The sequence below is a fragment of the Mesohalobacter halotolerans genome, from assembly GCF_006120725.1.
GTDB lineage: Bacteria > Bacteroidota > Bacteroidia > Flavobacteriales > Flavobacteriaceae > Psychroflexus > Psychroflexus halotolerans.
Window position 1 is genome coordinate 909,940 of sequence record NZ_SWMU01000001.1, and the last position, 14,042, is coordinate 923,981.

Here is a 14,042-nt window from a genome sequence, read left to right on the forward strand (position 1 = left end):
TTTAGAATATATTTAAAGTACTGTTTTTAAATCTTTTAGATTTTCGACATAATCGATTTCAAAATTAGGTTTTTTGCCAAAATAAATAGCCTCCATTCCAAAATCTTTTGCCCCTTGAATATCGGCTTCCAGACTGTCGCCAATCATCAAACTGTTGTGCTGATGTGTTTTAGCTTTTTTCAATGCATGTTCAAATATACGTTGATCTGGCTTTTTAAATCCAGAACCTTCGGCTGTTGTTACCGTTTCGAAAAAATGATCAATTTTTGAAGATTTTATTTTCTTGTGCTGTATCTTCTCAAAACCATTAGTAATAATATGTAGTCGATACTTATTTGCTAGATAGTTTAAAGTCAGCTGGGCGTCAGGAAAAAGATGGATTTGATCAGATAAATAGTTTATATATTCCTCGGCAATCAAGTTAATAAGTTGTTTGTCACTCTTAATTTTTAGGGTTTCAAAAACTTCTTTAAGTCTATAAAATCTCAGGTTTTCAGAGTCGATTTGATTTCTTCGATACATATTCCAATATTTAAAATTTACCGGTCGGTAAACATTCATAAATGAATTCAAGTCTATATTGATGCTATGTTTCTCAAAAATAAGGTTAAATGTAATTTCAGAATTCTTTTCAAAATCCCATAAGGTGTGGTCTAAATCAAAAAAAATATCTGTTAACTCCAACTGCGCCATTATATCATTTGTTTAAAAATTTGAAAATAGCGTTTTCTCTCGTCTTCTTCTGCAAAATCTGAATTATTAAACAGTAAATTAAGATTGACTTTATAGGGTTTTAGTTCGTTTATAAATTGTTCTACTTCTTTATTATTCAAACGCTTTAGTACTTTAGAGCTTAAAAAATAGGGGTTAATCTTTATAGGTGAAGCTTGTTCTAAATTTAGATCATAAAATAAAAATGAAGAACAGGTTCCAGCTCTAAATCCTATGTGGTTGGCATAACCCATAGAGTAATCTTTTTGTATAATTGTTTTTTCAAGATTGACATAAAAATCCGGGAAATTAAGCTTGCGGTCTTTTATTAAGATACTCTCCAATTCCAAATTAGATATATTTTCAAAACGCTTAATTTCTTTATGTAAAGTTTCAATATCTTCAATACCTTCATGACTTGCCAGTAAACCAATTTCGCAATAATCACCCATAGATTTAATGAGTTTTTTATAAAGCCTTTTTCGATGATTTATGTTTTTGGTATGGATACTATAATCACCAAGCTGAAACATAAAAAGCATATTAATATTCAACTGGTCTTTCAAGTCAATCAAATCGTCGTAAACATCAAATGGATCTAAGCTGGATTTAAACCACGTTTTAATTCTGGCATAAAGGTCTCTTATCTTAAGCTGAAAGACATCAGCTAAAAATCCACCGATACTTCTCGATATTCCGATTTTTCTAAATTGAAAAGCCCTTTCAACCGCAATGATTAAATTAAAATTAAATTGACTTTCCTTCTCTTGAACAGTATCAAATTTTTCTTTTAAGACTCCAGTAAAGTGAGTCAACCATATGTCTATAACAGGCAGATGCAAAAAATTATTTTTATAAGCTAAACTTTCATTGGCGGGAAACTCGCCAAGCTCGTCTTTGACGTGCGGCAAGTATTCCTCATATCTGGATAATAAAAAAAAACTTGCGGCAAAAATATCATATGGGATATCGCTTTGAGAAGAAGTTTTAAAAAAATAGGGAACATCTCGCCACTTCGAGACTGTAATATCAACATCATTTACGCCCTGTTCAGAAAGCAAACCATGGGCTTGAATGAAAATTTCATTTCCTAACCTTTGATTGGCATAAGAAAATTTTACGCCCTTATAAGCAATAAAAGTTTCAATTTTGGTTGTAAAATTAATTTCAAACCCTAACATACGTTTACAGAGCTGCCTGAACGTATAATTGATACGAGAGGTGATTTTTGGAACATATATTAAAATTTCCATAGACTAAAGCAACTCTTCATCGGCAAAGCTAAAATAAGATTTCTCTGTTACAATGATATGATCTAACAATTTAAAATCCATCAATTCAGCTGCATTTTTAATTTTTTCTGTCAATTTGATATCTAATCGACTGGGTTTTAAAGTACCTGAAGGATGATTGTGGGCTAAAATTATTGCCACCGCATTGCAAGACAATGCTTTTTTGAAAATTAAGCGCATATCGACAACTGTGCTTGTAATGCCGCCTTTGCTAACTTGATGTTTGTTGATGACTTTGTTGGAGTTATCTAGCAATAATGCCCAAAATTCCTCGTGAGATAAATCTCCAATAATTGCATGTAACACACGATAAGCATCATGACTCGATGTAATTTTAGGAAAAATAGGAAAATCTGCATTACCGTGGCGCTTGCCTAATTCTAAAGCAGCTACAATACTTATGGCTTTAGCCTCGCCAATACCTTTATACGTTTGAAGTTCTTCAACACTCATTTTGCTGAGTTGTTTCAATTGATGGTCTTTGTCTCTTAGAATACGTTTGCATAAGTCAACAGCACTTTCTATTTTATTACCCGAACCAATCAATATTGCCAAAAGTTCCGCATCACTTAAAGTTGATTTGCCTTTATGCAATAGTTTTTCTCGTGGTCTATCACCTTCAGCCCAAGATTTTATTGAAAAAGAATTTTGACGTTCAGACATGTTTTAAAAATACTAAAAAATCCCTATAAGCACTTAAAATTTTAGTGAACAAACCTAGATTTGACCAATTCATTTAATAAAATGTATCTTTGCAAATTACGACTTAAGCCTGTCGGTAGACTGACTACATTTTATGAATTATTTTAAAAAAATCATACGATTTGCTAAGCCTTACAAGGTATACGCAATTGGCAACATCATAGCTAATATTTTTTACGCCTTGTTTAGTGCGTTGTCATTTATCGCCTTAATACCTATGCTAGATGTTTTGTTTAATGAAGAAGCCGAACCTATAACAGATAAACCTGTTTATCAAGGTGTTGGAAAGGCTAAAGATTATTTTAAAGATAGCATGTCCTATTATATTCAGGATGTAGCTCAAGATGATATCTCTACATCTTTGCTTATCGTGATTACGCTTGTCATAGTTTTGTTTTTTCTAAAAAATATATCAAACTACCTGGCACTATACTTCATGACGTTTTTAAGGAATGGTGTCCTTAAAGATTTAAGAAATGCACTTTATAAAAAAACCATTGAACTTCCCTTATCACATTATTCTGAGAAACGAAAGGGTGATACTATTGCAAGAATAACAAGTGATGTACTAGAAATACAAAATTCGTTTTTATCTATTTTGGTCCTTATAGTCAGGGAACCACTCACAATTCTGTTTACTATTGGTGCAATGATGTTTCTAAGTTTGAAATTAACCATTTTTGTGTTTGTTTTTATACCTATTTCTGGGTTTATTATATCTTTAATAGGGAAATCATTAAAGCGAAAGTCTGACCTTGTCCAAAATGAACAGGGTTACTTTTTATCCATTCTTGAAGAAACCCTTGGCGGATTAAAAATTATAAAAGGCTTTAATGCAGAATCTATATTTTTTAAGAAATTCTCAGATTCTACAAAACGGTTTTTTAATTACTCAAACACCTTGCTTAACAGGCAGAATTTAGCATCACCAGCATCAGAATTTTTAGGTATTACAGTTATTGCCGTGTTGCTCTGGTATGGTGGTAGAATGGTAAAAATAGAAGGCGTTTTGGATGCTTCAGACTTTATTGCATTCATGGGGCTAGCCTATAATATATTAACACCGGCAAAGGGCATATCAAAGGCGTCTTATAATGTTAAAAAAGGGAATGCAGCTGCAGAACGGGTGTTGGAAATTCTGGAAACCGATAATAACATCAAGGACAAACCTAACGCCATAAAGAAGACAGATTTTGAAGATAGCTTAAAGATTGAAAATTTATATTTTAGGTATGAAGATGAATTTGTCCTGAAAAACTTTTCAGCCCATTTACCTAAAGGCAAAACGCTGGCTTTGGTTGGACAGTCGGGTAGTGGCAAATCTACAATTGCTAATTTAATCACAAGGTTTTACGACATAGAAAAAGGAGTTATCAAAATAGACGACATCAATATCAAAGATATCAGCCAGAATGATTTAAGAAACTTGATGGGATTAGTTACTCAAGATTCCATTTTATTTAACGATACTGTTGAAGAAAACCTAAAAATCGGTAAGCAGGATGCCACTCAAAATGAGTTGATACAGGCCTTAAAAGTCGCTAATGCTTACGATTTTGTAATGCAGCTCCCAAAAGGCTTGCAAACCAACATTGGTGATAGTGGTAATAAACTTAGTGGTGGTCAAAAACAGCGATTGTCTATTGCCAGAGCAGTGCTCAAAAATCCGCCGATTATGATTTTGGATGAAGCGACATCAGCGCTTGATACGGAAAGTGAAAAATTAGTACAAGAAGCTTTGGAAAACATGATGAAAAACAGAACTTCTGTAGTTATTGCACACCGTTTATCTACCATCCAAAGTGCAGATCAAATCATAGTTATGCAAGAGGGCGAAATTGTTGAGCAAGGCCAACATGCAGAATTGATGACCAAAAACGGCATGTACAAAAAATTGGTCGATATGCAGTCTTTTGAAGCGTAATATCTTATGGAAATTGAAGAAGAAAAAGATTTAATTAACCGGTTGTGTTCTGTTGATCATGCACACAAAGCTTTTGCAGAATTAGTTGATATTTACAAAGAACGCTTGTATTGGCACATCCGATATATGCTCAAAAACCATGAAGACACTGACGATGTTTTGCAAAATGTATTTATTAAAATCTATAAAAACATTCACAAGTTTAAAGGCGACAGTCGATTGTATTCATGGATGTATCGTATAGCTAAAAATGAATCGCTGACGTTTCTAAAAAAGCGATCAAAAATATTAAAGATTAGCAACGAAGAGTTACAAACTCACATTGTAAATAATTTAGAAAGTGATGTTTATTTTGAGGGTAATCAAATTCAACTTCAACTGCAGAAAGCTATTAGCACATTACCTGAAAAACAGCGTGAAGTTTTTCAATTAAGGTATTTTGAAGAAATGAAATACAAAGACATGGCAGAGTTGCTAGATACTTCTGAAAGTGCATTAAAATCTAATTATCACCACGCTTCAAAAAAAGTAGAAGATTACCTTAAATCACATTAAACCTTTTTGAAAATCAGTTGTCTAAGTAATAAATGAAATCGAATAAACACATATCAGACAAAAGCGGGTTTAAAGTTCCAAAGTCTTATTTTGAAGATTTTGAAATTAAGCGTTTTGACATTGAAAAGCACAAACAAAGCAGTGGCTTTTCAGTACCCGAAAATTACTTTGATGATTTTGAAGTTAAAATTCCTCAACAAAGAAAGCTTGTCAACCTCAATGAAAAGCAAAAGTCTTTTGCAATTGCAGCTTCCTTATTACTTCTATTAGGGTCTTTGCTTTTAGGTTTGATTTTAAAATCTAAACCTCAACAAGAGTTTAATTTCAGTAAGATAGACCAGTCTGTAATCGAAGATTATCTTGAATATGAAATGTTTATGGAAAATGATTTGTACGTTGAAAATGAAGACTTTTTTTTCAAGTTTTCATCAAAAAATTTATCCCAAAACGAGATAATAGACAATATGGATGATAGTTCTTTAGAACAATTGATAGATTATTAATTTATTTCTGTATTTATGTTTTAAACCACAAACCATGAAAACACTGATAGTCGTATTAAGTCTCTTTTGTTTTGTGAATTTATATTGTCAAGAAGACGATGACATCACATCCTATAAAATTGCCTTTATCACAGATAGACTTGATTTAAGTTCAAAACAAGCGCAGGTGTTTTGGCCAATTTATAACAAGCATAACAGAATATACGAAGACCTCAAAAAAAATACCTGGGAACCTATAAGAGAAGGGTTAAATAAAATTGACAAATTGTCCAATCAAGAAGCAGAAAAACTGCTTGATGATTACAGATCTTATAAGAAAAAACGCTACGAATACAGAGAGGCTTATATTAAAGAATTATTGACGGTTATTTCTCCAAAAAAAATTATGCAACTCAAAAAAGCAGACTATGACTTTAATCGTGAGTTGCTGAAACAATACCAGTCCAAGTAAATTCCAAACTCTTTTTTTACGTATTTTTGCCGATTAAATCAGACGAATGCGATTACACAGAAATCTAGTTTTTGCCGTTGTAGATTGTTTGCAGCTCATCTTCAATAAAGGCGAATATGCCGATAAGCAATTACGGAAAACCCTGAAGCTCGATAAACGTTGGGGTTCACGTGATAGAGGCTTTATCGCGGAAACCGTTTATGATATCGTCCGATGGCAAAGGCTTTATGCTAAAATAGGTGACGCGCATAAGCCATATAAACAAGAAGATTTATTTAGGATGTTTGCCGTCTGGGCAACACTTAAAGGAATTAAGTTGGCGCAGTGGCCGCAATTTCACAACACACCAACCCGTCGCATCAAAGGTCGGTTTGACGAATTATCAAAAATCAGGAAATATAAAGCATCCATACCAGATTGGTTGGATGAATTGGGCCTAACAGAACTAGGTAATCTTTGGGAAGAAGAAATATACGCTCAAAATGAAACCGCTCCTGTCATACTCAGGGCAAACCAATTGCTTACCAATAGAAGTGAACTGATCAAAAGTCTGGCTAATGAAAATATTTATGCACATCCGGTGAAAGGCTTACAGGATGCAGTTAGACTCAAGGAAAGAGCCGATGTTTTTAAGACCGAGACCTTTAAAAAAGGATGGTTTGAAGTTCAAGACAGCTCTTCACAACAGGTCACCGAACTCTTAAGTCCAGAACCGGGTCAACGTATTGTTGACACCTGTGCCGGTGCAGGAGGCAAAACCCTTCACATCGCCTCATTGATGCAAAATAAAGGTCAAATTATTTCACTCGACATATACAAGAAAAAACTAGTCGAACTTAAAAGACGTGCCCGACGTGCCAAAGCATTTAATATTGAAACGCGACACATTGACAACAATAAAGTCATTAAAAAATTACACGGGTCTGCAGATGCTGTTCTCATTGATGCTCCATGTAGTGGGTTAGGAGTGTTGCGTCGAAACCCAGATGCGAAATGGAAATTAAAACCCGATTTTATAACTAAGATCCAACAAACGCAGCAAGAGCTTTTACAAGCCTATTCAAAACTATTGAAACCCAAAGGAACACTGGTTTACGCAACATGTTCCATCTTGCCTTCAGAAAACACCAAGCAGGTTCAAACTTTCTTAACTTCTGAAGCCGGACAGGGTTTTAAACTTATTGAGGATCGATCTATCTTAACGCATCAAACAGGGCAGGATGGGTTTTACATGGCAAAATTAAAAAAGGTATAATATTTGCCTCATGAGTTAATGTAAAAATAGCACAGACCATTATCTAAACGGTCAATTTTCACCATATTTGCAAAACATAATATCATCTAGGACTATGAAAGGAATTTTTACAACATTTTTTATATTAAGTTATATTTTGGCCTACGCTCAAGCACCTCAAGGCTATTATGACAACGCTCAAGGTCTGACGGGATTTCAGCTTAAAACAGCTTTAAAAACGATCATTGACGATATTGATGATGGCAACGGTCAGCCTGTTCATAATCCTCAGCCTTATTCTGATTTAGATTTGGCTTACCCTATCCCTAATTCTGGTTTCATTGATACCTACGGCGATTATGATAACGATGGGTTTTTGTTAGATATTTATTCAGAAAACCCGAACGGCTCAGACCCATACAATCACGAGATGGTTACAGACGAGTGTGGCAATTACAACGCCGAAGGGGTTTGTTACAATAAAGAACACCTCCTGCCACAATCATTTTTCAATCAGCAATCGCCAATGCGTGGAGATATTCATTATGTTTTTCCAACAGATGGCCAGGTAAACGGTTACAGATCTAACTTTCCTTTTGGTGAGGTGAATAATCCCAATCTTACAACCTTAAACGGCAGCAAACGAGGCCCCAATGTTTTTCCGGGCTATAGCGGTACTGTTTTTGAACCCTTAGACGAGTTTAAAGGTGATATTGCAAGAGGCTTATTTTATTTCGCTACGCGCTACGAAGATCAGGTGAACTCAAGTGGCTGGGATGATCCCAGCGGCAATGTACTTAATTCAGACAGCAGTCAGTTTTATGATGATTGGTACATTGATTTATTGTTAAATTGGCATTTAAGCGATCCTGTATCTCAGGAAGAATTAGATAGAAATGAAAATGGATTTACCTTTCAAAACAACCGAAACCCCTTTATTGATAATCCAATTTGGGTTCAAGCCATATGGGATGAAAATTTCAGTAACGAAGAGTTTCAAAATTATGACATTCAACTTTATCCCAATCCTGTAAGAGGTCAATTTTTAAACATCAAAATAAAAGGAGTTTCCGATTTAAAAGTAGAGGTTTATAATATTTTTGGGAAAAAGATATTATCTAAAAAACTTAATGATTCTAATACTCAGATTTCAGTAGAGCAATGGTCTTCGGGAATTTACCTGCTGAAATTGTCAAATAAAAATGTCAAAGAAACTTTTAAGGTTATTGTGCCTTAAAAAACTCCAAGGAGCTTAAACCCCTTGGAGTAGTGTGATATTAAAAATCATATTTCACAAAAACACTGGCATTAATACCAGGATCACTCAATCTATCCATCATAGATAGACCGTTTGCGCCTTGATTTCTGAAGGCAAAATTCAAGTGATCAAAATAAAATTTGTCAAAAACATTCAGCATGGCCACTCCAATATTAAGTTTTTTGGTCAAATTGTAATTAGCCTTAAAATCTACTAAAGCATAACCCGGTGTTGATTGAAGTTCGTCAAACGACGATGCCAATTGGCGCTGTTTAGCAACGATTTTATAAAAAATACTAGCATAAAACTTATCATTCTGATAACTCAGTTCAAAATTACTTCGCAGTGGTGAAGTTAGCGGTAAACTCTCTTTTAAATCTTCGTTTCTTGTATAAACATAGGCAACATTAGAATTGAAGTGAAAATTATTGTAAAAATCAAACCCAAAACCAACTTCAAATCCTGTTTTATAAGCTTCATCAAGATTTCGAAACACTTTGGGATTGGTCGGCTCTACATTGGGCATAAACTTTCGGTCTTTGGTCTCATCGATAATGGCAACAATATAATTTTCAAATAGCGAATAATATGCTGATGCATTATAACTTATATTAGAGATAAAACCTTCTGTTTGTAAATTACCACGATAAGCCACTTCAATTTGGTTGTTCACTTCGGCATCTAAGTTTGGATTACCGACATATTCAAAGGGATCTTGACCCACTTGAAAGTGATTGATGGCGCGCTCAATCATATTGGCAGAGCGCACACCACGGCCAAAGGCGATTTCTAAGACATCTTGGTTTTCTAAGCGCTTTTTTAAGGATATTGTTCCGCTGATGTTGTGCTCATCCCGTTGATCTAAATTAGGGTAGTAGCCTAAAAAATCACTTTCAGGATCTTGTATGTCTGAAATTACCACGTCATACCGCAAGCCGGCATTGAAAGAGGTACTTTCATTCACTTGGTATGTTGTTTCTGCGAACAATCCAAAGTCATTGATATAACTGTCTTGCCAAATTTTATCTACAAATGCCATCGGTGGATCGAGTGGCATACCCATCATATTTCGTTTGACTAAGCGGTTTCTGACACCCTCTCTACTGATCAAAAGCGCATCAGCACCTGTGTAAGTTGTCCATTTGTCTGAAAATTTCCATTTCATTTCAAATCTGCCGCCAGCCGTGGTGGCCTCAACTGGCGAAACGGCCTCAACAGTTTGAAAATTAGCTCGTCGACTATTGCTCATTAAATGGTCAACAAAAGAGTAATATGCCTTTGCTTTGATATGTTCTAAAGCTTCGCTGATATTTTTCTTATGGTAATCTAAAGATAAAATACTGGAGTCATCAAAATCGGAATCCATAGGGAGTGATGCGTGTAAGACATCTCTACCAAATGATTGTCTCCAGTCAATTTTTAAGCGTTCTTGAGTAGAAAAATTATAACCCAAACGAATGCCATAATCAATGCTTCTAAAGGATGATGGAATTTCGGTTCCCTCACCATCTTCATAATTGCCGAAGTCACGATAACCATAACTGCCTTTTAGATCAAACTTTTCATTTGAGTATTGTAATTGAGCTAAGTTTACGGAGTTGTTACCATTTGTTTCGAAACCAGATGAGACACTACCGGAAAGACCATAATTTTCATATTCCGGTTTTTTAGATACCATATTAATGATGCCTCCAAAAGTTGCGCCATATCTCACAGAATAAGGTCCGCGGATAACTTCAATTTTTTGAATGTCTTCGGGAATAACATGGGTTGTAATAGGGTCCATACGGTTTGGACAAGCATGCAAAACTTTTGTACCGCCATCGTATTGAATATTAAGCTGCTCGTATTGTGAAGCCCTAAAACTGGGGTCCATGGCATAATTCCCTCTTTTGATGATACCAAAACCTTCTACATTTTCAAAGAGATCGGCTACATTTTTGGGTTGTACGACATTTTTACTTAAATCTGGTGTAGTCACGCTCATGGCGGGATCTTCAAATAATAGTCCACTCACCATGACTTCACCGAGCTCATGCCGTATGGGTTGAAGTCTGATGATTTTATCTGAATTTGCAAGGACTGTAAATTCTATTTTTTCATAACCCATCCTTAAGATGAGGTAAGTCTCATTGAGGACTAAATTTAGTTTTCCATTCTTTGAAAGGATGGTGTTTTGTGTTTCTGTATTTTGGGCATAGACCGATTCCAACGGTTCGCCGGTAGAATGATTAATGACTTTATAGGTAATGGTTTGGGCATAATTTACCCCAAACCAAAGGCTTATACATAAAGCCAATAGTATTGATTTCATGATGTTTTCTTATCAAATTAAACGTGAATTTTATTTTAACGATGAAGTCAAATTAAAAACTCAGGTGGTTTGATAAGTTCTTTTTGATAATCAAAAACATAGAGTTGTGGAGTGAAACCAAAAGCGGATTGATTTTCCCTTAAATCCTTTGAAAGATTGAAGTGGTTGTCTGATTTACAAAGGTAAAAGACGATTTCTACAGAAGTCATTATCATTACATCTTTTTGTTGATCCTGTTCAGATGAATTTCGTTCGAGTAATTTTGACAACTCACATTTTCCGTCACAGTTTAATTCGGGTCTGTCTTTATTGACGCAATAGTTTCCGATAAATGTTTCGGTGAAGGTGATGTAATAAGTCATCACCAATGCTGATTTAAGCGTAAATAGGCTAATCACCAAGCTCAGGCAAATGCTGATATATTGTCTTCTGAGTAACACGCCACAAAGATAGTTTGAATTATAGAAACGAATGATGACCTTAATCAGTAATCCAAGATAAACTTACCAAGAACCTCAATTTCAAAAAAATCAAAGTCTTACCCAACAGCCGATACCGGCATTAAAAATTTTAACTTTTGTTATTTAAATTTAGTATAAATAAAATTTGCGCAGTCTGCTCAGAACTTTATATTTGCAGTGTATTTATAACAAATCTAAATAAAAAGATTAATAACAATTTATAATGAGAAGATCAATTTTAAGTTTGTCGATTTTAGCTTTAATTTTTACATCCTGTAGTGATGATGATAGCGTAACCACTGTAAGTTCAGATGTAGAGGCGCCAGCATCCTATACATTTGAACGTGAGGGCCAAAGTACAGTAAGCTTTAGCGGTCAAACCACTCGAATTTTAATGGGAGACGAATTAAACACGTCATTATTAGACAATACGCAAACTGAAACGGAATTGCTTTCCATGTTTGCCCACCAACAGGGTGATTCTGATTTTTTAAATAATGAGCTCAATGCTTCCGATAAAAATATTAGAAGTAAAACTGCGGCCTCCAGAGATTTCTTTTTTACCAATTCTACAGCATCAAATGCGATCAAAACCCAATTTGAAACCTGGATTTCTGAACAAGTTAACGAAATTTTTACCGCTTGGGATGACACAGCCGCAGAAGGTGTTGCAGGACAAATCCAAGAAGCGGGTGGCGGCTCAATTCGGTATGTTAATGCTAAAGGCTTAGAATATAATCAAGCAATTATTAAAGGACTTATTGGCGCTCTAATGACCGACCAAATGCTGAACAATTATTTGAGTCCAGCTGTTTTAGACCAAGCTGATAACATTGCCAATAACGACAACGACATTACCGAAGAAGGGAAAAACTACACCACCATGGAGCACAAATGGGATGAGGCTTTTGGCTACCTTTATGGCACTGATAATCCTACAAACCCACAGCTTAATCAAGACAGTTTCTTGAACAAATATTTGTCTCGAGTTGAAAATGATGAAGACTTTGCAGGTATAGCTCAGGAAATTTATGATGCATTCAAACTCGGAAGAGCAGCAATAGTTGCCAAAGAGTACGAATTGAGAGATCAACAGGCTGAACTTATTAAAGAAAAGGTTTCTGAAATTATTGGTATTAGATCAGTTTATTATTTACAACAAGGGAAAAATTTTCTAGCCAACGATAAAGGAGCTGCTTTTCACGATTTATCTGAAGGGTTTGGTTTTATTTACAGCCTAAAATTCACAAGACAACCTAATTCTGATAGTCCATATTTTACAGCAAATGAAGTCGATACTATGCTAACATCTTTGTTAGAAGGCAATGGATTTTGGGATGTTTCTGAGCAAACCTTAGATGATTTTTCAGACCAAATTGCAGCTCGCTTCAACTTTACGGTTGAACAAGCTGCTGACTAATTTAAAATTAGTTTAAGATTAAATTAATGGGCTATTCGCTGCCTTAACTCATATATTTGCAAAAATTAAAAAATGATGATGAAACGTATTTTAATAACATTTTTTTCGGTTTGTCTTCTTCTGTCTTGTAGTTCAGACGACGGTGGTACGGATATCAACAATAATCCAACGGATGGTTTTGACCGACAAGCCATGTTGACCAACTGGGCGGATAATATCATTATTCCAGTATATTCAGACCTTAATGCCAAACTCGGAAATATAGTCAATGCGAAAACAAATTTCATAGATCACCCAACTCAGGCAAAACTAGATAATTTACGAATGGCCTGGCAAGAAGCTTACAAAGTTTGGCAACATGCAGAAATGTTTAATGTTGGTCTTGCTGAAAGCACGAATTATATTTTTCAAATGAATGTGTATCCAACCAATGTCAATGATATTGAAAGTAATATTCAATCTCAAAATTATGATTTAGGAAGCGTAAATAATAACGATGCTGTAGGGTTTCCGGCTGTTGAATATATGTTATATGGATTGGCCGAAACCGACTCTGAAATTTTAAGCTTCTATACCTCATCTACAAATGCTGATAATTATAAAACCTATTTGTCAGACTTGGCAGACAGAATGAAAACCCTAACCCAAAGTCTTTTAGATGATTGGAATAACGGATTTCGTGACAGTTTTGTTGCTAATACTGAAAACTCGGCAACAGGTTCTATCAATTTGATGGTTAACGATTATATTTTTTATTACGAAAAGGGTTTTCGAGCCAACAAATTTGGTATTCCAGCAGGTAATTTTTCGCCAAATCCACTGCCAGACCGTGTTGAAGCTTTTTATAAAACTGATTTTTCTAAAACCTTAGCTTTGGAAGGTATTGATGCTATTCAAAACTTCTTTAATGGTCGTGCATACAACAGCAGTGCTGATGCCGAGGGTTTGAAAGACTACCTCGACTTTCTCAACACCATTAAAGAAGGTGAGGATTTAAGTTCACTCATCAACAATCAGTTTGATGAGGCTCGACAAAAAATCAATACTTTAAATGAAAGTTTTGCCCATCAGGTCGAAACCAGTAATGTTGCTATGACCGAAACCTTCGATGTCATTCAATTGGCTGTAGTTTTGCTAAAAGTTGATATGCTCCAAGCTTTAGATATTAGCGTAGATTTTGTTGATGCAGATGGCGACTAAACTTAAGTAAAATAAAA

General features: G+C 34.9%; 13 protein-coding genes. 8 read left to right on the forward strand and 5 right to left on the reverse strand.

Annotated features, from left to right (window positions below):
• Positions 1-12: 12 nt before the first annotated feature.
• The 3 genes from FCN74_RS04245 to radC are packed head-to-tail and all read right to left on the reverse strand — an operon-like array spanning position 13 to position 2,666.
• The gene (locus FCN74_RS04245) at positions 13-693 is read right to left on the reverse strand and encodes a YjjG family noncanonical pyrimidine nucleotidase (protein ID WP_138931333.1); all 681 of its coding nucleotides are present in this window, start codon (positions 691-693) and stop codon (positions 13-15) included.
• A complete protein-coding gene (locus FCN74_RS04250) occupies positions 693-1,964 on the reverse strand; it encodes a DUF7033 domain-containing protein (RefSeq protein ID WP_138931334.1) in 1,272 nt (423 codons plus the stop codon). The genes FCN74_RS04245 and FCN74_RS04250 overlap by 1 nt, the downstream gene beginning before the upstream one ends.
• A gap of 3 nt (positions 1,965-1,967) precedes the next feature.
• Complete coding sequence (gene radC / locus FCN74_RS04255; protein ID WP_138931335.1) at positions 1,968-2,666, reverse strand: RadC family protein; 699 nt, start codon at positions 2,664-2,666, stop codon at positions 1,968-1,970.
• A gap of 133 nt (positions 2,667-2,799) precedes the next feature.
• On the opposite strand from radC, the gene FCN74_RS04260 reads away from it, so the two are divergent.
• From FCN74_RS04260 to FCN74_RS04285, 6 genes are all read left to right on the forward strand, one after another.
• Positions 2,800-4,629 (forward strand): ABC transporter ATP-binding protein, encoded by a 1,830-nt coding sequence (locus tag FCN74_RS04260; protein WP_138931336.1) that lies wholly within the window; start codon positions 2,800-2,802, stop codon positions 4,627-4,629.
• Between the two features lie 6 nt (positions 4,630-4,635).
• Positions 4,636-5,184 carry an RNA polymerase sigma factor gene (locus tag FCN74_RS04265; RefSeq protein WP_138931337.1) on the forward strand — a complete coding sequence of 183 codons (549 nt, stop codon included), beginning with the start codon at positions 4,636-4,638 and terminating at the stop codon, positions 5,182-5,184.
• 32 nt (positions 5,185-5,216) lie between these two features.
• Positions 5,217-5,687, forward strand: coding sequence for a hypothetical protein (locus FCN74_RS04270; RefSeq protein WP_138931338.1), 471 nt, complete (start codon positions 5,217-5,219; stop codon positions 5,685-5,687).
• A 34-nt stretch (positions 5,688-5,721) separates the two neighbouring features.
• Positions 5,722-6,138 (forward strand): hypothetical protein, encoded by a 417-nt coding sequence (locus tag FCN74_RS04275; protein ID WP_138931339.1) that lies wholly within the window; start codon positions 5,722-5,724, stop codon positions 6,136-6,138.
• A 46-nt stretch (positions 6,139-6,184) separates the two neighbouring features.
• A complete protein-coding gene (locus tag FCN74_RS04280) occupies positions 6,185-7,393 on the forward strand; it encodes an RsmB/NOP family class I SAM-dependent RNA methyltransferase (RefSeq protein ID WP_138931340.1) in 1,209 nt (402 codons plus the stop codon).
• 94 nt (positions 7,394-7,487) lie between these two features.
• Positions 7,488-8,609, forward strand: a complete 1,122-nt coding sequence (locus tag FCN74_RS04285; RefSeq protein ID WP_138931341.1) for an endonuclease — start codon at positions 7,488-7,490, stop codon at positions 8,607-8,609.
• 40 nt (positions 8,610-8,649) lie between these two features.
• Here FCN74_RS04285 and FCN74_RS04290 read toward each other — a convergent pair whose 3' ends face one another.
• Both FCN74_RS04290 and FCN74_RS04295 read right to left on the reverse strand, forming a co-directional pair.
• Positions 8,650-10,944 (reverse strand): TonB-dependent receptor domain-containing protein, encoded by a 2,295-nt coding sequence (locus FCN74_RS04290; RefSeq protein ID WP_138931342.1) that lies wholly within the window; start codon positions 10,942-10,944, stop codon positions 8,650-8,652.
• 47 nt (positions 10,945-10,991) lie between these two features.
• Positions 10,992-11,384: a hypothetical protein gene (locus tag FCN74_RS04295; RefSeq protein ID WP_138931343.1), complete on the reverse strand. Its 393-nt coding sequence runs from the start codon at positions 11,382-11,384 to the stop codon at positions 10,992-10,994.
• 244 nt (positions 11,385-11,628) lie between these two features.
• Between FCN74_RS04295 and FCN74_RS04300 the strand changes: the two genes are divergently transcribed.
• Positions 11,629-12,825, forward strand: coding sequence for a DUF4856 domain-containing protein (locus FCN74_RS04300; protein WP_138931344.1), 1,197 nt, complete (start codon positions 11,629-11,631; stop codon positions 12,823-12,825).
• 78 nt (positions 12,826-12,903) lie between these two features.
• On the forward strand, positions 12,904-14,025 hold the full coding sequence (locus tag FCN74_RS04305; protein ID WP_317128761.1) for an imelysin family protein: 1,122 nt from the start codon (positions 12,904-12,906) through the stop codon (positions 14,023-14,025).
• Positions 14,026-14,042: the final 17 nt, after the last annotated feature.